General features: G+C 66.3%; 20 protein-coding genes. 14 read left to right on the top strand and 6 right to left on the bottom strand.

Annotation, left to right across the window (positions count from 1 at the left end; genetic code table 11):
• Positions 1 to 2: 2 nt before the first annotated feature.
• From N5D20_RS05585 to N5D20_RS05645, 13 genes are all read left to right on the top strand, one after another.
• Entirely contained in the window at positions 3 to 413 is a 411-nt protein-coding gene (locus N5D20_RS05585) for a TIGR03750 family conjugal transfer protein (RefSeq protein ID WP_003821108.1), read from the top strand.
• Entirely contained in the window at positions 410 to 1,102 is a 693-nt protein-coding gene (locus N5D20_RS05590) for a PFL_4703 family integrating conjugative element protein (protein WP_012614071.1), read from the top strand. Before N5D20_RS05585 ends, N5D20_RS05590 begins: the two co-directional genes overlap by 4 nt.
• Entirely contained in the window at positions 1,099 to 2,010 is a 912-nt protein-coding gene (locus N5D20_RS05595; RefSeq protein ID WP_004350604.1) for a TIGR03749 family integrating conjugative element protein, read from the top strand. Before N5D20_RS05590 ends, N5D20_RS05595 begins: the two co-directional genes overlap by 4 nt.
• Positions 2,000 to 3,418: a TIGR03752 family integrating conjugative element protein gene (locus N5D20_RS05600; RefSeq protein WP_004350605.1), complete on the top strand. Its 1,419-nt coding sequence runs from the start codon at positions 2,000 to 2,002 to the stop codon at positions 3,416 to 3,418. Before N5D20_RS05595 ends, N5D20_RS05600 begins: the two co-directional genes overlap by 11 nt.
• Complete coding sequence (locus N5D20_RS05605) at positions 3,399 to 3,839, top strand: TIGR03751 family conjugal transfer lipoprotein (RefSeq protein ID WP_003149753.1); 441 nt, start codon at positions 3,399 to 3,401, stop codon at positions 3,837 to 3,839. The genes N5D20_RS05600 and N5D20_RS05605 overlap by 20 nt, the downstream gene beginning before the upstream one ends.
• A complete protein-coding gene (locus N5D20_RS05610; RefSeq protein ID WP_012614070.1) occupies positions 3,839 to 6,724 on the top strand; it encodes a conjugative transfer ATPase in 2,886 nt (961 codons plus the stop codon). Before N5D20_RS05605 ends, N5D20_RS05610 begins: the two co-directional genes overlap by 1 nt.
• A gap of 13 nt (positions 6,725 to 6,737) precedes the next feature.
• Complete coding sequence (locus N5D20_RS05615) at positions 6,738 to 7,523, top strand: thioredoxin domain-containing protein (RefSeq protein ID WP_012614069.1); 786 nt, start codon at positions 6,738 to 6,740, stop codon at positions 7,521 to 7,523.
• A gap of 182 nt (positions 7,524 to 7,705) precedes the next feature.
• Positions 7,706 to 8,200: a JAB domain-containing protein gene (locus tag N5D20_RS05620; RefSeq protein WP_003821118.1), complete on the top strand. Its 495-nt coding sequence runs from the start codon at positions 7,706 to 7,708 to the stop codon at positions 8,198 to 8,200.
• 162 nt (positions 8,201 to 8,362) lie between these two features.
• The gene (locus N5D20_RS05625; protein ID WP_003821119.1) at positions 8,363 to 8,809 is read left to right on the top strand and encodes a TIGR03757 family integrating conjugative element protein; all 447 of its coding nucleotides are present in this window, start codon (positions 8,363 to 8,365) and stop codon (positions 8,807 to 8,809) included.
• Positions 8,806 to 9,753, top strand: a complete 948-nt coding sequence (locus tag N5D20_RS05630; RefSeq protein WP_012614067.1) for a TIGR03756 family integrating conjugative element protein — start codon at positions 8,806 to 8,808, stop codon at positions 9,751 to 9,753. The genes N5D20_RS05625 and N5D20_RS05630 overlap by 4 nt, the downstream gene beginning before the upstream one ends.
• A 9-nt stretch (positions 9,754 to 9,762) precedes the next feature.
• Positions 9,763 to 11,160 (top strand): integrating conjugative element protein, encoded by a 1,398-nt coding sequence (locus N5D20_RS05635; protein WP_003821123.1) that lies wholly within the window; start codon positions 9,763 to 9,765, stop codon positions 11,158 to 11,160.
• Positions 11,157 to 11,528: a hypothetical protein gene (locus tag N5D20_RS05640; protein ID WP_003821125.1), complete on the top strand. Its 372-nt coding sequence runs from the start codon at positions 11,157 to 11,159 to the stop codon at positions 11,526 to 11,528. Before N5D20_RS05635 ends, N5D20_RS05640 begins: the two co-directional genes overlap by 4 nt.
• A 15-nt stretch (positions 11,529 to 11,543) precedes the next feature.
• Entirely contained in the window at positions 11,544 to 13,064 is a 1,521-nt protein-coding gene (locus tag N5D20_RS05645; RefSeq protein WP_003821126.1) for a conjugal transfer protein TraG N-terminal domain-containing protein, read from the top strand.
• Between the two features lie 11 nt (positions 13,065 to 13,075).
• Here N5D20_RS05645 and N5D20_RS05650 read toward each other — a convergent pair whose 3' ends face one another.
• The 3 genes from N5D20_RS05650 to N5D20_RS05660 all read right to left on the bottom strand — a co-directional run bounded on the left by N5D20_RS05650 (position 13,076) and on the right by N5D20_RS05660 (position 14,797).
• Positions 13,076 to 13,441, bottom strand: a complete 366-nt coding sequence (locus N5D20_RS05650; protein ID WP_003821127.1) for a DUF3742 family protein — start codon at positions 13,439 to 13,441, stop codon at positions 13,076 to 13,078.
• A gap of 84 nt (positions 13,442 to 13,525) precedes the next feature.
• Positions 13,526 to 14,158, bottom strand: a complete 633-nt coding sequence (locus N5D20_RS05655; protein WP_012614066.1) for an RES family NAD+ phosphorylase — start codon at positions 14,156 to 14,158, stop codon at positions 13,526 to 13,528.
• Positions 14,159 to 14,170: 12 nt separating this feature from the next.
• Complete coding sequence (locus N5D20_RS05660; RefSeq protein ID WP_003821129.1) at positions 14,171 to 14,797, bottom strand: integrase; 627 nt, start codon at positions 14,795 to 14,797, stop codon at positions 14,171 to 14,173.
• Between the two features lie 316 nt (positions 14,798 to 15,113).
• On the opposite strand from N5D20_RS05660, the gene mobH reads away from it, so the two are divergent.
• The gene (mobH, locus tag N5D20_RS05665) at positions 15,114 to 16,985 is read left to right on the top strand and encodes a MobH family relaxase (protein ID WP_003821130.1); all 1,872 of its coding nucleotides are present in this window, start codon (positions 15,114 to 15,116) and stop codon (positions 16,983 to 16,985) included.
• A 50-nt stretch (positions 16,986 to 17,035) separates the two neighbouring features.
• On the opposite strand, the gene kdsA is transcribed toward mobH, so the two are convergent.
• From kdsA to N5D20_RS05680, 3 genes are all read right to left on the bottom strand, one after another.
• Positions 17,036 to 17,908, bottom strand: coding sequence for a 3-deoxy-8-phosphooctulonate synthase (gene kdsA / locus N5D20_RS05670; protein WP_003821131.1), 873 nt, complete (start codon positions 17,906 to 17,908; stop codon positions 17,036 to 17,038).
• Between the two features lie 174 nt (positions 17,909 to 18,082).
• Positions 18,083 to 18,340 carry a glutaredoxin family protein gene (locus tag N5D20_RS05675; protein ID WP_003821132.1) on the bottom strand — a complete coding sequence of 86 codons (258 nt, stop codon included), beginning with the start codon at positions 18,338 to 18,340 and terminating at the stop codon, positions 18,083 to 18,085.
• A 10-nt stretch (positions 18,341 to 18,350) separates the two neighbouring features.
• Positions 18,351 to 19,052, bottom strand: a complete 702-nt coding sequence (locus N5D20_RS05680; RefSeq protein WP_003821133.1) for a DUF305 domain-containing protein — start codon at positions 19,050 to 19,052, stop codon at positions 18,351 to 18,353.
• Positions 19,053 to 19,148 lie beyond the last annotated feature (96 nt).

The following is a 19,148-nucleotide window of genomic DNA, read 5'->3' on the forward strand; positions in this document are numbered from 1 at the left end:
GTATGTCCGAGCAGCAGCACGTCCGTGCGGACGGGACGGTCACGTTCCTTCCGCATCGGCTCAACCGCCACCCTGTTGTCGTGCGCGGCCTCACCGCCGACGAACTGTGGATCTGCTGCGGCCTGTCCGGCGCCGCCGGCCTGCTGGTCGGCGCGCCGCTGTCCTGGGTGTTCCGCACGATCGCCATCGCGCCGACGTTCGTCGTCCTGGGCGTGGCCCTGGGCGTCTTCATCGGCGGCGGCATCCTGCGCCGGCTCAAGCGCGGGCGCCCCGACACCTGGCTGTACCGGCAACTGCAATGGCGCATCGCCACGCGCCATCCACTGATGGCGGGATGGGTAGGCGGCCACGTGCTGATCTCGCGCTCCGGCTTCTGGTCCACCCGAAGGTCCGTTGCAAGGGGGGCACGATGAGCCGCTTCAAGAACGAGATCACCCACCTGCAGGCGCACATCAAGACCTTGCGCCTGGGCGCGGGCGCGCTGGTCATTGTCGCCCTGGTCATGGGCGGCGGCTGGTGGAGCGCGCCGCGCGACCTGACCATCCACGTCCCGCCCGACCTGCGCTCTGGCAGTACCCGCAAGTGGTGGGAAGTGCCGCCCGAATCGGTCTATGCGTTCACGTTCTACGTGTTCCAGACGCTGAACCGCTGGCCGACCAATGGCGAAGAAGACTACTCGCGCAACCTCCACACGCTCTCGCCGTACCTCACCCCGTCCTGCCAGGCCTTCCTTCGCGCGGACTACGACTACCGCCGCTCCACCGGCGAGCTACGCCAGCGCGTGCGCGGCATCTACGAGATTCCCGGCCGCGGCTATGGCGACGACCCCACGGCGCGCGTGCGCACCGTGTCCGATCGCGACTGGGTGGTGACGCTGGACATCACGGCGGACGAGTACTACGGCGCCGAGCAGGTCAAGCGCGCCCTGGTGCGTTATCCGATCAAGGTCACGCGGGTGGACGTCGATCCCGCCCGCAACCCGTTCGGCCTGGCGCTGGACTGCTACGAAGGCGCGCCCCAGCGCATCAGTGCACCGGAGCCGGCGCGCCCGGCGTCGAGTGGCCTGTCTCCGCAAGCGCCTCAAGGAGGAAACACCCCATGAAGCATCCTGTACTCGCGCTGCTGGGGCTACTGGCCGTGGCCGCGGCACCCGTCGCCCAGGCGGTGGAGATCCTGCGTTGGGAACGCATGCCACTGGCAGTGCCGCTGAAGGTCGGTCAGGAACGCATCGTGTTCATCGACCGGAACGTGCGCGTGGGCGTGCCCGCGGGCGTGGGCGAACGCCTGCGCGTGCAGAGTGCGGGTGGCGCGGTGTACCTGCGCGCCAGCGAGCCGATCGAGCCCACGCGGTTGCAACTGCAGGACGCCGACACGGGCGCGCTGATCCTGCTGGACATCGCAGCCGAACCGCCCAAGGACGGGGAAGCCGAGCTGGAGCCGGTGCGCATCGTCGAGGGTGACAGCGCACCGGGACGCTATGGCGAGCAGGCCGACAGTGCCGAGGCCCCGGCACGCGCCCAGGGCCAGGCAGGTGCGCGGACCGCGCGGCGCGAAACTCCGGTCCCTGTCGTGCTGACGCGCTTCGCCGCGCAGAACCTCTACGCACCGCTGCGCACCGTCGAGCCGCTTCCGGGCGTCATGCGGGTCAACCTGCCCCGCGACCTCGACCTGGACACACTGATGCCAACGCTGCCGGTGCGCGCGGTCGCGCTCGCGTCGTGGCGCCTGGAAGACCAATGGGTGACTGCCGTGCGCCTTACCAACACCGGCGCCGACTGGGTCGCGCTCGACCCGCGCGTGCTGCAAGGCGATTTCCTCACCGCCACCTTCCAGCACGAGGCGCTGGGCCCGCGCGGCACGCCCGAGGACACGACCGTCCTCTACCTGGTCACGGGCGGCCGCGGCCTCGCGCAGTCGCTGCTGCCGGCGATTCACCGCTTCGACCCTGCCGTGCATCTGCCGCAGCCGGACGGCGACGAGAACGCCAAGGAGGCCCGCCATGCGCAGTAACGGCCTGCTCAAGTGGCTGATGATCCCTGTCGCCATCCTGGTGCTGTTCGTCGGTATCCGGCTGTTCTCGGGTGGAGGCAGCACGGCGCCACCCGCGGCGGACAACGGCGCCCAGCTCACGCCCGAGGAAATGAAGGCGCTGGGCATCGAAGGCGACACCCCGCGCGACACCGTGGCGACGCTCGTTGCCCAAGTGAAGCAGTTGCGCACCGAGCTTCAGACCGCGCTCTCGGACAACAAGTCGCAGCGTGAAGAGAACCAGCGACTGCGCCAGCGCGAGAACTCCATCGACCAGCGCATCAACTCGGCGCTCGAATCCGAGCGGTCCAACCTGCGCCGCGACCAGGAGCAGGCGGCCAGCGCGCGCCAGCAGACCGAAGGGCTGCTCGCCGACCTGCAGCGGCGCCTGGACAGCATCGGCGGGCGCGGCGGCGGCCATGCGGACCTGCCCGTGGGCCTGGGGCTGCAGGGCGGCGACGAGGCCGGCATGGAGGGCGGCGTGCGGTGGGTCGAGCCGGACGACGCAAAGCCCGCCGAGGGGCGCAACGGCGGTCGTGGCGCGAGCGGCGGAATGAGCTTCCCCACGAGCTTCGGCCCGGCGCAGAGCACGCTCGAAACCACCGCGGAAACCGTGGCCAACGCGGGCGCCCGCGCCTCTGGGGTCAAGAGTGCCAAGCCGGTCTATACCGTGCCGACCAACTCCACGCTCATGGGTTCGGTCGCCATGACCGCGCTGATCGGCCGCGTGCCGATCGACGGCACGGTCAACGATCCCTATCCGTTCAAAGTCCTGGTCGGGCCGGACAACCTGACCGCCAATGGCATCGACATTCCCGACGTGGCCGGCGCCGTGTTCAGCGGCACCGCATCGGGCGACTGGACGCTTTCGTGCGTGCGCGGCCAGGTGCGCAGCATCACGTTCGTCTTCAACGACGGCACGATCCGCACGATCCCCGAAGACCGCGAGGGCAACCAGCAGAACAACCAGCAACGCGACGGCTTGGGCTGGATCAGCGACCCGCACGGCATCCCCTGCGTCAGCGGCGAGCGGCGCAGCAACGCCCAGCAGTACCTCGGCTCGCAGGCCCTGATCACCGCGGCCGGTGCCGGCGTGGCCTCGCTCATCGAGAGCGACAGCGGCCGCATGTCCTATGTCGGCTCGGACGGCTCCATCGGCACCGTGGGCATCACCGGCCAGGAAGCGGTCGGCCAGATTCTCGCGGGCGGTGTCCGGGACATGTCGGCCTGGGTCAACAAGCTCTACGGCCAGGCGTTCGCCGCCGTCTATGTGCAGCCCGGCGCCAAGGTCGCCGTCCACCTCGAAAAACCGCTCGCCATCGACTTCGATCCCGAAGGCCGCAAGGTCGATCACCGCGCAGGAGAAAGCCATGCTCTCGAACTCGATTAAGGGCCTGGTGCTGGCCCTCGCCGTCGCGGTGCTCGGCGGCTGCGCCACCAGCAAGGAAAAGCTGCTGACCCACGGTGACCGCACGATGATGGACATCTGGCAGCAGGAGGCCGGCGACGGCGGTGGCGCAGCCGGACGGAACGCCGGCCGCCAGCTGCTCGATGCGCGCCAGAGCCTGCGTCGGCCCCTGACCGACGCCGACGTGCAGGCCGCACCTGTCGAGCAGATGCGCTACACGCGCACCGCGCGCAATGAGGTCCACCGCCAGTTCCAGCGCCTGCCCAATCCCGATCTCGTGATGTACGTGTACCCGCATCTGGCCGGCACCGATCCCGTGCCGGTGCCCGGCTACACGACCGTCTTCCCGCTCTACCAGCGCATCCAGTACGCGATGCCGGGCGAGCGCGTGGAGGACTACTGATGCGGTGGAAACTCCCATGGCCGAAGCTGGCCGGCGCCGGCTCCAGTAGCCCGGCTAGCGATGAGCAGCCGGACAGCTGGCAGCGCCACGTCGAGGCCTTGCGCCAGGCCGGCATCCCCGAACCCGGTTCGGCAGTCCACGGCCGCAAGCCAGCGACCGTGGCCGACGAGCAGGCGCTGTACGACGTTGCGCCGTCCTTCGTGGAACTGCTGCCCTGGGTGGAGTTCTTGCCCGGGTCGAAATCGATGCTCCTGGAGGATGGCCAATCGGTGGCGGCGTTCTACGAACTGGTGCCGCTGGGCACCGAAGGCCGGGAACCCGGCTGGCTCGCGCATGCCCGCGACGCCCTGGAAAACGCGCTTCAGGACAGTTTCGATGAACTGGACGAGAACCCGTGGGTGCTCCAGCTCTATGCCCAGGACGAACCGAGCTTCGACCAGTACATGCAGACCTTGCGCGATTACGTGCAGCCACGTGCGCGCGGCTCGGCGTTCACCGAGTTCTACTTGCGCTTCTTCGGCCACCACCTGCGCGCTGTGGCCAAGCCCGGCGGCCTGTTCGAGGACACGGTGGTCACGCGGCTGCGCTGGCGCGGCCAGACGCGGCGGGTGCGCATGGTGATCTATCGCCGTGCAACTGGGCAGGCAAGCCGCCGCGGCCAGACGCCCGAGCAGATGCTGAACATCGTCTGCGACCGCCTGTGCGGCGGCCTGGCGAACGCCGGCATCCAGGCACGGCGCATGGTCGCAGCCGACGTCCACGACTGGCTGCTGCGGTGGTTCAATCCGCGCCCGGCGATGCTTGGACCGAGTGCAGAGGACCGGGAGCGCTTCTACGCGCTGGCGCGCTACCCCGACAGCACCGAAGAAAGCGAGGCCGGCGAAATCGAGCTGGCGAGCGGGCGGGATTTCAGCCAGCGGCTGTTCTTCGGCCAGCCACGCTCCGACGTGGAGCACGGCACCTGGTATTTCGACGGCATGCCGCACCGCGTGCTGATCACCGACCGGCTGCGCATGCCGCCCGGCACCGGACACCTGACCGGCGAGACCCGCAAAGGGGATGCCATCAACACGCTGTTCGACCAGATGCCGGAAGACACCTTGCTGTGTCTCACGATGGTCGCCACGCCGCAGGATGTCCTGGAAGCGGATCTCAACCACCTGGCGAAGAAGGCCGTGGGCGAGACGCTGGCGTCGGAGCAGACGTTGAAGGACGTGCAGGAAGCCCGCTCCCTCATCGGCAGCGCACACAAGCTCTACCGGGGGACGCTGGCATTCTACCTGCGCGGACGCGACGAAGCGGAACTGGACCGGCGCGGCCTGGACCTGGCGAACGTGATGCTCAATGCTGGCTTGCAGCCGGTGCGCGAGGACGACGAGGTGGCGCCGCTCAACAGCTACTTGCGGTGGCTGCCATGCTGCTACAACCCCGGCCAGGATCGGCGCAAGTGGTACACCCAACTGATGTTCGCTCAGCACGCGGCGAACCTGTCGCCGGTGTGGGGCCGCGCTCAAGGTACGGGGCACCCGGGCATCACGATGTTCAACCGCGGTGGCGGGCCGATCACCTTCGACCCGCTCAGCCGCCTGGATCGGCAGATGAACGCCCATCTGTTCCTGTTCGGCCCCACCGGCTCCGGCAAGAGCGCCACGCTCAACAACCTCTTGAATCAGGTCACGGCCATCTACCGACCGCGGCTGTTCATCGTGGAGGCTGGCAACAGCTTCGGCCTGTTCAGCGACTTCGCACGCATGCTCGGGCTGACGGTAAACCGGGTCAAGCTGGCCCCAGGTTCGGGCATCAGCCTCGCGCCATTCGCAGACGCGCGTCGGCTGATCGAGACGCCCAGCGACGTGCAGACGCTCGACGCCGACGCGCTGGATGAAGACCCGCCACCAGATGCCTCGGCCATGGAGGCGGACGAGCAGCGCGACGTGCTCGGCGAACTGGAGATCACGGCGCGGCTGATGATCACGGGCGGAGAGGACAAGGAGGAAGCCCGGATGACGCGGGCTGACCGCTCGCTGATCCGTCAGTGCATCCTCGACGCCGCCGAGCACTGCGTGGCCGACAAACGCACGGTGCTTACGCGCGACGTGCGCAACGCGTTGCGCGCCCGCGGCCAGGACCCGACGCTGCCCGAAATGCGCCGCGTGCGGCTGCTGGAGATGGCGGATGCGATGGACATGTTCTGTCAAGGCACGGACGGCGAAATGTTCGACCGCGACGGCACGCCGTGGCCCGAAGCCGACATCACCTTGGTTGACCTCGCGACATACGCCCGCGAGGGCTACAACGCGCAGCTCTCCATCGCTTACATCAGCCTGATCAGCACGGTGAACAACATCGCCGAGCGCGACCAATACCTGGGACGCCCGATCATCAACGTCACCGACGAAGGCCACATCATCACGAAGAACCCGCTGCTCGCGCCCTACGTCGTGAAAATTACAAAGATGTGGAGGAAATTGGGGGCCTGGTTCTGGCTCGCGACGCAGAACATCGACGACCTGCCGCGCGCCGCGGAGCCCATGCTCAACATGATCGAGTGGTGGATCTGTCTCAGCATGCCGCCCGATGAAGTTGAGAAGATCGCGCGGTTCCGCGAACTCTCGCCCGCGCAGAAGGCGCTGATGCTTTCGGCGCGCAAGGAAGCGGGGAAATTCACCGAAGGCGTCATCCTCTCCAAGAGCATGGAAGTGCTGTTCCGCGCCGTGCCGCCGTCCCTGTACCTCGCCCTCGCGCAGACAGAACCCGAGGAGAAGGCCGAACGCTACCAGCTCATGCAGCAGTACGGCTGCACCGAACTGGAAGCGGCTTTCAAGGTGGCCGAGAAGATCGACCAGGCCCGCGGCATCGAGTCGCCGGCCCTGGAACTGTCGTAAACCGGAGAACGCCATGGAACAGAAACGTCCTTCCATTCCGATGCAGGTCCAGGCGTTCCGCCGTCGCCGCTGGCGGCCTCGCTGGCCCTGGGTATTGGCTGCTGCGCTGGTCGCGCTGCTGCTGATCTGGCTGGTGTCCCGGACGCCCGGCGAATCCTCAGCGCCGTCGCGCGCGCCGGTCAGCACGGCGCAGGTCGCTGGGCCACCCTGGCAGATGGGCAACCCGGAAGGCCGTTTCACGCTGACGCTCTATGCCGACCTGGAATGCCCGTTCTGCCGGGAGTATTTCCCGCAGCTCAAGCGCTGGGTCGGCAACAACACCGACGTGGCGCTGCAATGGCATCACCAGCCGCTGGCCGCGCACGAGCCTGCCGCGTCGGCCGAGGCACGTCTGGCCGAGTGCGCCGCCGAAGCGGGCGGGCATGCGGCGTTCTGGCAGGCGGTCGAATGGGTCTATGCCCACACGCGCAGCGACGGCCAGGGCTTGCCCGATGGCTTGCGTTACCCCGAAACAACGTCAGCCATCGAACAGTGCATGGCTAGCGAGCGCCCCAACGTGGCCATCCGCGCGCAGGCCGCGGAAGCCACCAAGAGCGGCGTGACCGCCACGCCGTCGCTGCGACTGCTCGATCGCCAGACGGGCCAGGCCATCCTGTTGCAGGGGCCGATCGAGGGCGATGCCTTGCTCTCGGCCATGGACCTGCTGGCGGCCGGGGAAATGGCCAGCGACGCGCCGGGTTCGCCCGCCACCCCCACATCCGAAATGCCTGCCGACGTTGTCGGCGACATGCCCAGGTAGCCCTCGGTCTTGAAGGCTACGGCGCGGCTCGCCGCGCTGACCGCTACCCGTTCGCTTTCGCATCCTGGCCGCGAACAATCACCGCCGCGCGGTGATGGATGCACCTTGTTCCGCTGTTTCCATCCCCAGGAGGGCTTGCCCTCCCAGGGTGGCGCCCTCCGCTCACTTTCTGGAGGTCCGCCATGTCTCTCGTCGCCAACGACTCCTGCGTGGAGCCACGTTTTGCCCCCATGTCCCAATCCGATGACTGGATCATCCGGCAAGCCATCGCGCTGCTGGAGCAGCGGGTCTTCAAGAAGGGGCCATCCCTGGAGAGGCCTGCCGCCGTCAAGGACTACCTGCGCCTGAAACTGGCCGCCGAGCCCAATGAAGTCTTCGCCATCGTGTTCCTCAACAGCATGCACGAGGTGCTGGCCTACGAGCCGATGTTCAGAGGCACGATCCATTCGACCTCGGTGCATGCGCGTCCGATCGTGCAGCGTGCCTTGGAACTGAATGCGGCAGCGGTCATTTTTTCTCACCAACACCCTTCGGGCTGCACGGAGCCGTCGAGCGCGGACCGTGCGTTGACCCAAACGCTGAGGGCCGCGTTGTCGCTGATCGACGTGAGGGTGCTGGATCACCTCATCGTCGGCCAGGGCACGCCGTACTCGTTCGCGGAATCCGGCCTGCTGTAGCGACGGCATCGGCTCCCTGATCCACGCGGAGGCTTCGGCCTCCGCTTTTTCATGGGCGCGAGACAAGCAGGTATGCGGGCAGTGCGCGATGCGCATTGTTTGTTGGGGCCGCGTCGGCTTCGCGTTTGACTACTGCTCTGATCAACTTCAAGGGCACGCGACATGACAGCATCCCTTTCCAGGTTCGCGCCGGGCTGGCGAACCCTCGGCCGGGCCGTGGCGCTGCCGGCAGCCCTGGCCGTTTTCAGCCCGGCCACCTTCGCCGCCGACGTGGTGGTCGTCACCGACAGCCGCCACCCGGTCAAGACCATGGGCGGCGAGCGGCTGATCGAGCTGGACGAAGCCCACAGGATTGAAGCGGAGCTTTCCGCGGGACTGCCCACCGACCCCGAACAGGCGACGGCCATCGTCAAGCGCCGGCTGAATGGCGGCGGTGCCGATCTGCAGCGACGCATCGCTTCCGCATACCAAGGCGTTACCGACGCATGGAGCCTCGGCATCACCAGCCTCCCGGCCGTGGTGGTGGACAGGCGCTATGTGGTCTATGGCGAGCCGGATGTGGCTCGCGCTGTCGCGCGCATCGAGCAGCACCGGAGGACCCAGCCGTGACCCGACCATTCGACCTGATGCGCCGCCTGCGCGCTGGCGTGGCTTCGTTGCTGCTGCTCAGCGCCACGGGCAGCTACGCCCTCAATACAGCGACCATCATCGGCTCGGTGGCATCGCCCGATTGCCTCGAATACCGCGTCGTCGGCATCTGCTACTGGCTCTACTGCACATGGACGGGCTGCACCGTGCGCACGTCGATCAAGGTGCGCCACTACATCCCCGATGCAGTGGTGTCGTCGTACTCGAATACCGGAGAAAACCCCTGGGTCGAAGTCCAGGCAATGAGCACGCCCAACCCGTCCGCCCAAGCTGGCGGCGACGGAACGACGAACGAGGATCACGAAAACAGCCTCGCCAAATTCAAGAACGCGGATGTCATCGGTCACCCCGGCGCAGAGGTGTTCAACCAGTTCGTCTCTTCGTCAGGCTACTTCTGTGAGGGCGCGGGCACGGCGTTTATGCCGTACTTGCTCAGCACCCTGGATACGCTGGCCTGGCGCTACAACGTGCCCGAGATGGCCTACCCGGAAGCGCTGATTCCGGGCCGGCGCGAAGTCGGTGCCCGTACCACGATGAATCTCTGGGGCAACGTGTATCCCCGTGGCGGCTTCCTGCACCAGACCGACGACTTCAAGGCCGGCGCAGTGGTGGCCCAGCGTGCGGGCGATGTGGTCACGCGCCGCGGGCAGATCCACGTCTATCAGCCGTTGCTTGCCAACTCCCGTGACGGCTACTGGCCGGCCGGCGCGCTGATGGAGGGCGATGCCTCGACCGGCAAGTGGCAAGAACTCACGCCCGTCCTGTCCTCGTCCTGCACGGTCTTCCCGCGCAGCGGCTTCCTTACCCAGGCCCAGCAAGGCGACTACGCATGGGCGCTGTGGCGGCCGTATGCCTGCTGCGAGCGCCGGGGCCAGGTGTTCCTGGGCAGCGTCGATTTCCTCTGAGGGGGTGCCATGAAGTTCCGTCCTGCATTCAATCCGTTCTCCCGCCGGGTACGTCGCACGGAGATCGTCCTGGCACTGGCCGGCGCGCTCGCGCTGGGCAGCGGCGTGGCCTGGGGTCAACTGGGATACCAGACCAGCGGCAGCGTCATCGGCGATGACGTCATGTACTCGATCGGTGGCGGCAACGCCGTGTCGATGGGACGTGCAGCCGGCATGCGCTCCATCGGTGTCGGCGTGGGTTGGAACAGCAACTTGATCTGCGGCGACATGAGCATCCAGACCACGTTGAAGAACCAACTTAACGGCATTACCAACGGCTTCCAGCAAATCATGTCGTCGGTGATCCAGAGTGCCACCAGTGCGGTGGCATCGTTGCCCGCACTGATCATCCAGCGGGCCGATCCCGGTCTGTACAACCTGCTCACCAATGGCGTGCTGCAGGCGCGGCTGGATTTCGACCGCAGCAAGCTGACGTGCCGTGCCATGGCCGAGAAGATGGCCGAAACGGCGGGCGGCCAACTCGGCTGGAGCCAGATGGCCGAAGGGCTGGCGCTGCGCGATGCCGTGTCGAGCACGGATGCGGTCTCGGCCATCGAGCAGGCCGAGACGCGCCGCGGCAATGACGGCGTGCCGTGGGTCGGGGGCAGCAACGCGGGCGGCTCCGGCCAGCCCGCGATCAAGGTCGTCGGCGATGTCACCCGCGCTGGCTACAACCTGGTCAACGGCCGCGGCGTGACCGACACCTCGTCCATTGCGCCGGCCAGTTGCAGCAGTCTCTCGTGCCAGACCTGGACCTCGCCGCAGGCTGCCGTCGAGTGGGCCACGCGCGTGCTCGGCGAGAAGGAGCAGCGCACGTGCGATGCCTGCACCAAGACCGAGACGACGCCGGGCGTCGGGCTCACGCCGCTGATCCAGGAGGAGTACGACGCCAAGCTGCAGGCGCTCCAGGACCTGGTAACCAAGGCCAAGAACACGACGCCGGAGAACCTGCGCGAAGCTGGCAGTGCGTCGCTGCCGATCACGCGCGGCGTGATCGAGGCGCTGCGCGACGAGCCCGACCAGCACCTGCTGTCGCAGCGCCTCGCGTCCGAGGTCGCGCTGGCATCCGTGCTGGAGAAAGCGCTGCTGCTGCAGCGCACGCTGCTCACGGGCAAGAAGGAGCCCAACGTCGCGGCGAACGAACTTGCCGTGGAGGCGGTGAACCACGAGAGCGACACGCTCGACCGTGAGATTCGCAACCTCAAGACCGAACTGGAGCTGCGGCGCGAACTGGCGAACAACTCGCCCATGGCGATCATCCAGCGCCACGGCGCGCGCGCGGCCGGTTCGCGCGGCATCTACGAGGGCGATCCTGTGCCGGACCGTCTCGACCAGCTCCAGAAGGGCAATCCGGGGAGTCGGCCATGAGCCCGGCGCGCATGGCCTGGCGGCCGCTGCGCTGGTTGTTCAGCCGGCGCGCGGCGAAGACGCTGCTGTGGCTGGTGCTTATCGTTGCCGCCGCAGTGGGGGCGAACGTCGCGGGCATCAACCTGGTCGGCAGCGTTGCAGGCTGGGAACGGTGGCTGGCGGCCTCCGCAGGGTATTTCTTCATCTGGCGGCTGTGCGTGTACGCGGCAACGGCCTATGGATGGTTCTGGATGCGCCGCCGGGTGCTGGCCCGCGAAGACCAAAGCGGGACAGATGGGCAGGCGCGGCGCCGGCTGATCCGTACCGAGGTCGCCGGCGTCGTCGCCATCGTCGCGCTGGAAGCCAGCCTGTTGATGCAGGCCGCTTGAGGGGAGATCGGGGCCATGACGCTCTTCACGACCGACTATCTGGAGTACTACCTCACCCTCGTGTCCTGGATCGTCAACAACGGTATCTGGGCCGTGCTGGTGTCCAGCGGGGTGTTCGCGCTGCCTTTCGTCGCCATCGTCGTGCAGGAGTGGCTGAAGGCCCGCGCGGAAGGCGCTGACGAGGGCAACAAAGGCGTTCTGAGTGCCGCCCGTATCGAGAACCGGGTGTTCGTCGCGATCGTGGTGGTGATGTTCGCGGGCATTCCGTTCATCGACGTGGACCTCAGCACCATCCAGTACGACAGCTCGCGCTCGGCGCAGTGCCAGGTCAGCGTGCCGCAGCCCACGGAAACCGGCTGGTCGCAGTCCTTCAGCACCATCAACAACCAGTCGGCGAAGGTGCCGGTCTGGTGGGCTTTCATGCACGCGCTCTCGCGCGCCGTCACGAGCGCCTCGGTAGCGGCGATCCCGTGCGGTACGGACCTGCGGCAGATGAGGATGGAGATCGACGCGACCCGCATTGACGACCCGGTACTGGCTCAGGAGGTCGCGGACTTCTCGCGGGATTGCTATGGGCCTGCGCGGGCCAAATTGTTCATGCAGCGCCCGGATCTCGATGAGCAGCAGATGCACGACGTAACCTGGATCGGCTCGCGCTTTTTCACGGACACGGGTGGCTACTACGACAGCTACCGCTCCAGCACGGCGCGCGAGGCATGGCCCTATGACGACACCCGCGATGCAGGCCTCGCGCAGGTTGCCAATGGTGGCGGCTACCCGACCTGCAGGCAGTGGTGGTCAGACGGCAGCAACGGCCTGCGCGCGCGGCTGCTGGGGCAAGTGGACCCGACCCTGCTGAATCGCCTGGCGGGCTGGGCCGGGTTCCTCAGCCGGGCCGAGGTGGACGATTCGGTGATCCGCGCCATCGCGTCACCGCGGCAGCAGAAACTGAACCAGGGCAGCGTCTATACGGACTACGGCGGCCAGATCGACAAGACCCTGCCGAACATCGTGACGCGCGCCACGGGCGACGTGGGGATGGCAGTCGGCGCGATTGCCGCGTTTCCTGCCATGGATGTCGTGCGCCAATCCCTGCCCATGATCCTCGCCTTACTGAAGATGGCGCTGGTCATCTGCATCCCGCTCGTGCTGGTTGTGGGCACCTACGACCTGAAGACGGTCGTCACCGTCAGCGTCGTGCAGTTCGCGCTGTTCTTCACGGACTTCTGGTTCCAGCTCGCACGCTGGATCGATTCAACGATTCTGGACGCGCTTTATGGCTGGGGCTTTGGCTGGAACCGGCCGCACACCAACTTTGACCCGCTGGTAGGGTTGAACAACGCCTTCGGCGACATGCTCCTGATGTTCGTCATGGGCACGATGTTCCTGGTTCTGCCGGGATTCTGGCTGGCGAGCCTTACCTGGGTTGGGATTCGGGCCGGGCACGTCATCCAGGGACTTTCCGATGGCAGCAAGAGCGCCGGCCAAGCTGGCGGCAAGGGTGCCGGGGCGCTCACCGGAGGAAAACTGAAATAGCGCGAGGCCGGTCAGTCGTCGGTGTACAACTCGTGCGACGTGTCGTTGTACAGGTTGGGATCGTAGCCCGGCGTCTTGCGCAGCTCGGTGAGGTCGGTGAAAGGCCACTCGTCCTCATCCGAAGTATTTGCAGCAGCAGCCCATCCCGCCGCCGCAACGCCCAGCATCACGAGTGCAAACCAAAACGCAACGTAGAGCAGCACCCCCAGTACAGCCAGCTTGGCTACCCACACGAGCGCGGTAGCGCCAGCTCGCGGCATGCCCTTGGACACCAACCAGTTCGACGCCCGCCGTTCGCGTCGCGCATAGGCACGCCATCCGCGGCCAAAGGCGCGGCCGAGGCGTTCTGCGGTGCTGGTGCGGGTCGTCGTGTTCATGGTCGTCTCCTGCTGTTGAGGAATGCCTATTCCAGTTTGCTCCACTTCATTCGGTTTGCGGCTTCAATGTGTTTTCTTGCTGCTTCAGGACGCTTCGTCATCCGGCCCCACCGGGCCGGGGTCGGGTTCAACGCCGATGCGGTAGGTAACAACGAAACGCGGCCAGTCCACATGGTCCACCAGGTCGATGTCCTCGATGACGCCAACCTTCGCTCCCGCACGCTCGAACAGGGCGATGCTCTTGGCGGGATAGTTGTTGCGCGACGGATAGAGCACCCCGTCGAACAGCGCCTGGCCATCATCTCCGAGCATCGCATGCACCTGGGCGGACACCCGCTGCGTGTGCGTGTAGTCGCGGCTGGCCAACTGCTCCAGGTTCAGGCCGAAGTAGCCCGCCATGACGCCCTGCGCCGTGAGATCGGCCAGAAACACGTCGTCCATCACGCCTACTGCGCGCACCATCCGGGCTTGGACTTCTTTCAGCGCGATCGAGCGTTGCGTGTCCGCAAGCCACTGGTGCTTGTGAAACACCGACTCCATCAGCGCCGTGGGCAGGTCGCGCCCCAGGTAGAGCACGCCGTAGGCCCCCGCTGGGTCATCGTAGCGATTCGTGCTGCTGCGGCCATAGTACAGCGGGCTGCCCCGATAGACGACGCGGCTCACATGCTGGAGCAGTTCACCGGCATCGATCAGGAACGAAGGCAGCTCGTGGCTCATGGCGGTCTCGCTTCAATGCACCTGGACGCCCAGCACGTTGAACACGGCCTCGGCCACGTCATCGATCGTGCCATGCGTCACCGCATCCACGGGCGAGCGACCACCCAGGCCTTCGAGGGGTTCGGACAGCGCGCGGTAGATCGTCCAGTGGTCGATGCCCTCGACCTCCTGGAGCACGGTTTGGGTCAACTGCTGCTTCACCGGGTCGAGCTGCCAGTCGGGCAGCTTCTGGCCGCGCGGCCCCACGTTCAGCGCCAGCAGCCGACGGGCGAGGATGTCCTTGTAGATTTGCTGGCGCGACTTGTCCGCCAGCTTGGCGAACTCGGCAGGCGGCAGGTTGTCCGGCTGGTTGAAGGCTTCCAGCAGCAAGGCGCGGCCTCGCTGGACATCGGTTTCAGCCGGTGTCCAGCGCGTGTCGGAGCGCAACGCGGCCGCCTTGCGCTGCAAGGCCTGCGCCACCGTTTCACCTTCCAGGTTGGCGGGCAGCGTCACCGCCTCCACGCGCTCGTGGATGAACGCCTGCAACTCAGCCGCGAACGCCGGTGCATCCCGGATTTCGACGGTATCGGCGAAGCGTCGCACATCCTCCACCGTGACTCGCGGCAGCCGGTCGGCAATGAATTCGATCGCAGTGGGCATGGTCAGCTCCCAGGTAGGTTTGAGACAGGATTCACTCTAGTCTCCTTTGTCGCATTTGTCAACTTAGTCGCCCGGGTGGGAGCCTACCTGGCGGTGTAGCGCCCCGGCAGCATAGGCCGGGGCCCAGCGCCAGGTCGCCGTCTAATCCATTCGTGCGGGTTCCGCATTGACGCTGGAGCCGCAGCCCAGGCCCCGCTATACCGAAACGGTTAAAGGCCAAAGGGTCGAAACGGCAAGGGAATGGGGTGCAAGGGGAAAGGCCCTACCTTGAAAAGGCCAAAAGGCCTCCCGCCCGGCCCGCCATCAGGACACCGACATGCTCTCCCTGTTCCAGCGAAAACGGCCCCCGGTCGCTGCCGCGCCGTCGCCAGCACCCGCCACCGACCTCCCGAAAGGGTTGATGCGGCCGGAGTCGGCCGCATCGTTGCTCGCCACCCCGCGCCGGCAGAAGCTGCTGGAACACATCTGGCAGCGCACCTCGCTTTCGCGCAAGCAGTTCGCCTCCCTGTACCGCGCGCCGCTGGAGCGCTACGCCGAGCTGGTCCAGGCCTTCCCGGCTTCCGAAGCGCATCACCATGCCTACCCGGGCGGCATGCTCGACCATGGCCTCGAAATCGTCGCCTACAGCCTAAAGCTGCGGCAGTCCCATCTGCTGCCCATCGGGGCCAGCCCCGAAGACCAGGCGGCGCAGGCCGAAGCCTGGACTGCGGCCGTCGCCTATGCCGCACTGCTCCATGACATCGGCAAGGTGGCCGTCGATCTGCACGTCGAGCTGGCCGACGGCAGCACCTGGCACCCATGGCACGGCCCGCTGCGCCAACCGTACCGCTTCCGCTACCGCGACGACCGCGAGTACCGGCTTCATAGCGCCGCGACAGGCTTGCTGTACCAGCAATTGCTCAATCGCGATCTGCTGGACTGGCTCAGTGGCTATCCATCCTTGTGGGCGCCGCTGCTCTACGTCTTGGCTGGGCAGTACGAGCACGCCGGGGTTCTGGGCGAGCTTGTCGTGCAGGCCGACCGCGCCTCCGTCGCCCAGGAGCTGGGCGGCGATCCCGCGCGCGCCATGGCCGCGCCCAAGCACTCGCTCCAACGCAAGCTGGTCAACGGGCTGCGCTACCTGCTCAAGGAAGAGCTGAAACTGAACCAGCCGGAGGCCTCCGATGGCTGGCTCACCGAGGACGCGCTGTGGCTGGTGAGCAAGACAGTCTCGGACAAGCTGCGCGCGCACCTGCTGTCCCAGGGGGTCGATGGCATCCCCGCGAACAACACGGCCGTGTTCAACGTGCTACAGGATCATGCCATGTTGCAGCCCACCGCCTCCGGCAAGGCCATCTGGCGCGCAACTATTACCAGTGAGAGTGGCTGGTCCCATGCCTTCACGCTCCTGCGCCTGGCCCCGGCGCTGATCTGGGAGCCCTCGGAGCGACCCAGCCCATTTGCGGGAACCGTGACCGTGGACAACGCCGGCGAGGCCGAGGACGGGCCGCGCCCGTCCGCACCCGACGCTGCATTGCTACCTGGAGCAGCGGTGGCAACGGAGAAGGAGCCCGCAGCAAGCAGCCGTCCAGATCAGTCGGGCGGAAGTCACGCCATACCTCCCAGCACGCAGCGCAATCCGGCCGACCCACTGGAAAGCATGCTGGCGATGTTCGAGACAACGCCTGAGCCGGAGCAGTCCGTCGAAGCCCCGCCAGAGGGTGCCGACGATGCAGCGGTGCCGCTCGACCCTCCCGCATCGGCCCCAGGTCCTTCGGCGCCGACCGCCGCGCCTGCGCCGCACGATTTCGCCTCATTTACCGGGCGGCCATCGGGCGAGCATTTCATGGCCTGGCTGAAACAGGCCGTCCAGACCCGCAAGCTCATCATCAATGACGCCAAGGCCCTGGTACATACCGTGTCCGACACGGTTTACCTGATCAGCCCTGGTGTTTTCCAGCGCTACGCACAAGAGCATCCAACCATTGGGCCGCTTGCGAAGGACGCGGCCCTGCAGGACTGGCAGTGGGTGCAGAAGCGCTTTGAAAAACTCGGACTCCACAGGAAACAGCCATCGGGTCTGAACATCAGGACGTGCGAGGTCATGGGACCGCGCAAAACGCGCCAGGTGCATGGCTATTTGCTCGAAGACCCATCGCACATATTCGATGCCGTTCCACCGAACAATCCTTATCTGTCGCTCAAATAGCCGACTAAGAGGGGAAGTGCCACACGTTCTGTTTGAACGGGTGGCAAGCTTCAGTCGATCCGAAGAGGCTCGAACGACTTGACGAGTTGGTCCACCGCCTTGACCTGCCGCAGCAGCGGTTCGAGCGTGTCCAGTGGCAGAGCGCTGGGTCCGTCACAACGTGCATGCGCCGGGTCGGCGTGTGCTTCGAGGAACAAACCGCCAATGCCGACCGCCATGCCGGCCCGCGCGAGTTCGGGCAACTGTTGGCGACGCCCACCCGAAGCCAACGCATCCGCTTCTCGCCGCTGCAGGCTATGGGTTACGTCGAACACCAGTGGCAGGCCACTGCTGGCAACGCTCATTTCGCGGAAGCCCAACATGTCCACGACGAGATTGTCGTAGCCGAACTGCGTGCCACGCTCGCACAGCAGGACGCGCGGGTTGCCAGCCTCGTGCAGTTTGTGGACGACATGCCTGATCTGGCCCGGGCTGAGGAACTGCGGCTTCTTGACATTCACTACCCGACCGGTGCGGGCAATGGCGGCCACCAGATCGGTCTGCCGGGCCAGGAAGGCCGGAACTTGCAGTACGTCGGCAACGGCAGCGACCTGCATGGCCTGCTCAACCTCATGCACGTCGGTCAAGACTGGGCATCCGAACCGCGACTTGACCGCATCGAGGACCCGCAGCCCTTCCTCCAGGCCGACACCTCGGAAAGAATGGATCGACGAGCGATTGGCCTTGTCGAACGACGCCTTGAAAACGAAGGGTATCCCCAGCTTGCGCGTCACCTCCGCGAAGTGCTCAGCCGCAGCCAGGGTCGTATCGAGATCCTCGATGACGTTGATGCCGCCGAACAGCACGAACGGCAGGTCGTTGGCGACTGTGATGCCCTCGGAAATGGCGACGTGCAGGGAGGTGGCTGATGATGTCGATCGCATAAAAATTCCTCTCGTGATGTCAACGACCGCAGGCGAAAGCGCCGAGCGTCGTCGGCGAAGAATGCCTCACGGTCTTGAGCTTTGCGTGCAGACGCGTCCACAACAGCGCTTACAGGGTCCGACCGGGGTCCGCACCGGCGACTCCGCCCGTGACCACGGTCTTCCTTCAGCGGCTCACTGAAGACCGAGCGCCTTCATCAGCCTCGGCTTCTGGCTCGCGAAGGTGCCATAGAAGACCTCGTCGCCGACGATCGTGATCGGGGCCACGCGCACGCCGGTTCGTGACTTGGCCTCCGCGGAAATCTTCGGGTCGGTCAGGTCGCGCTCTTCAAACGCGATGCCCTGCTGGGACAACCACTCCTTTAGTGCCCGGCAGTCCGGGCAAGTTGGAGTGCTATAGATGAGGATGCGCGGGGTGTTGGCTTGGTTCATGGTCGTGCCTTCACTTGCCCCGAGCGACAAGCCAACTCTTCATCATGGCGATCTCGCCTTCCTGCGCGGAGATGACCTCCTGAGCCAACTTGCGGACCTCCGGGTTCTTGCCGTACTGCAGCGCCACCTTGGCCATGTCGATCGCACCCTGGTGGTGCGGGATCATGCCGCGCATGAAGTCCACATCGGCGTCGCCGCTGAAGTCGATCATCATGTCCGCATGCATGCGGTCGTTGCCGGCACGGTAGGCGGCCGTCGAGGCATCGCCCGAGCTGCCGGCCGCCGCCTGCTGGCCGTTGTCGCCCAGCCACTTGTTCATCATGGCGATCTCGCCTTCCTGCACGGTGATGACCTCCTGGGCCAGCTTGTGAACCTCCGGGTCCTTGCCGTACTGCAGCGCCACCTTGGCCATGTCGATCGCGCCCTGGTGGTGCGGGATCATGCCACGCATGAAATCGACGTCGGCGTTGCCAGTGAACTGCGCTCCCATCCCGGCGTGCATCTGGTCGTTCACGGCGCGATACGCGGTCGTGGAAGGACTGTCATTGGCCGAGGCGCTGGAGGGCATCGCGTGCCCTTGGTGACCTCCGCCCGCACTGGCCTGCATCGCTTCACCCGACGGGACGACCACCTTCTTCTGGACGGCCATCAGGCCGGCGGCGACCACGACGGCGCCCGCAATGAACAAGAGGCTGAACTTGTTGACCTTCATGAAAAAACTCCTTGAATGAGGTTGATGGGTTCACTGTAGGGCCTCCCATTGTTGGAAGGTCAAGCCCTTATTTCGCCCGTCACTTGGCGCTGCACG

The sequence above is a fragment of the Stenotrophomonas sp. GD03877 genome (assembly GCF_029840555.1).
Classification (GTDB): domain Bacteria; phylum Pseudomonadota; class Gammaproteobacteria; order Xanthomonadales; family Xanthomonadaceae; genus Stenotrophomonas; species Stenotrophomonas geniculata.

Coding starts and splice junctions, on each gene's coding strand:
- N5D20_RS05585 (WP_003821108.1), top strand. CDS start 3: ATGTCCGAGCAGCAGCACGTCCGTGCGGACGGGACGGTCACGTTCCTT.
- N5D20_RS05590 (WP_012614071.1), top strand. CDS start 410: ATGAGCCGCTTCAAGAACGAGATCACCCACCTGCAGGCGCACATCAAG.
- N5D20_RS05595 (WP_004350604.1), top strand. CDS start 1,099: ATGAAGCATCCTGTACTCGCGCTGCTGGGGCTACTGGCCGTGGCCGCG.
- N5D20_RS05600 (WP_004350605.1), top strand. CDS start 2,000: ATGCGCAGTAACGGCCTGCTCAAGTGGCTGATGATCCCTGTCGCCATC.
- N5D20_RS05605 (WP_003149753.1), top strand. CDS start 3,399: ATGCTCTCGAACTCGATTAAGGGCCTGGTGCTGGCCCTCGCCGTCGCG.
- N5D20_RS05610 (WP_012614070.1), top strand. CDS start 3,839: ATGCGGTGGAAACTCCCATGGCCGAAGCTGGCCGGCGCCGGCTCCAGT.
- N5D20_RS05615 (WP_012614069.1), top strand. CDS start 6,738: ATGGAACAGAAACGTCCTTCCATTCCGATGCAGGTCCAGGCGTTCCGC.
- N5D20_RS05620 (WP_003821118.1), top strand. CDS start 7,706: ATGTCTCTCGTCGCCAACGACTCCTGCGTGGAGCCACGTTTTGCCCCC.
- N5D20_RS05625 (WP_003821119.1), top strand. CDS start 8,363: ATGACAGCATCCCTTTCCAGGTTCGCGCCGGGCTGGCGAACCCTCGGC.
- N5D20_RS05635 (WP_003821123.1), top strand. CDS start 9,763: ATGAAGTTCCGTCCTGCATTCAATCCGTTCTCCCGCCGGGTACGTCGC.
- N5D20_RS05640 (WP_003821125.1), top strand. CDS start 11,157: ATGAGCCCGGCGCGCATGGCCTGGCGGCCGCTGCGCTGGTTGTTCAGC.
- N5D20_RS05645 (WP_003821126.1), top strand. CDS start 11,544: ATGACGCTCTTCACGACCGACTATCTGGAGTACTACCTCACCCTCGTG.
- N5D20_RS05650 (WP_003821127.1), bottom strand. CDS start 13,441: ATGAACACGACGACCCGCACCAGCACCGCAGAACGCCTCGGCCGCGCC.
- N5D20_RS05655 (WP_012614066.1), bottom strand. CDS start 14,158: ATGAGCCACGAGCTGCCTTCGTTCCTGATCGATGCCGGTGAACTGCTC.
- N5D20_RS05660 (WP_003821129.1), bottom strand. CDS start 14,797: ATGCCCACTGCGATCGAATTCATTGCCGACCGGCTGCCGCGAGTCACG.
- mobH (WP_003821130.1), top strand. CDS start 15,114: ATGCTCTCCCTGTTCCAGCGAAAACGGCCCCCGGTCGCTGCCGCGCCG.
- kdsA (WP_003821131.1), bottom strand. CDS start 17,908: ATGCGATCGACATCATCAGCCACCTCCCTGCACGTCGCCATTTCCGAG.
- N5D20_RS05675 (WP_003821132.1), bottom strand. CDS start 18,340: ATGAACCAAGCCAACACCCCGCGCATCCTCATCTATAGCACTCCAACT.
- N5D20_RS05680 (WP_003821133.1), bottom strand. CDS start 19,052: ATGAAGGTCAACAAGTTCAGCCTCTTGTTCATTGCGGGCGCCGTCGTG.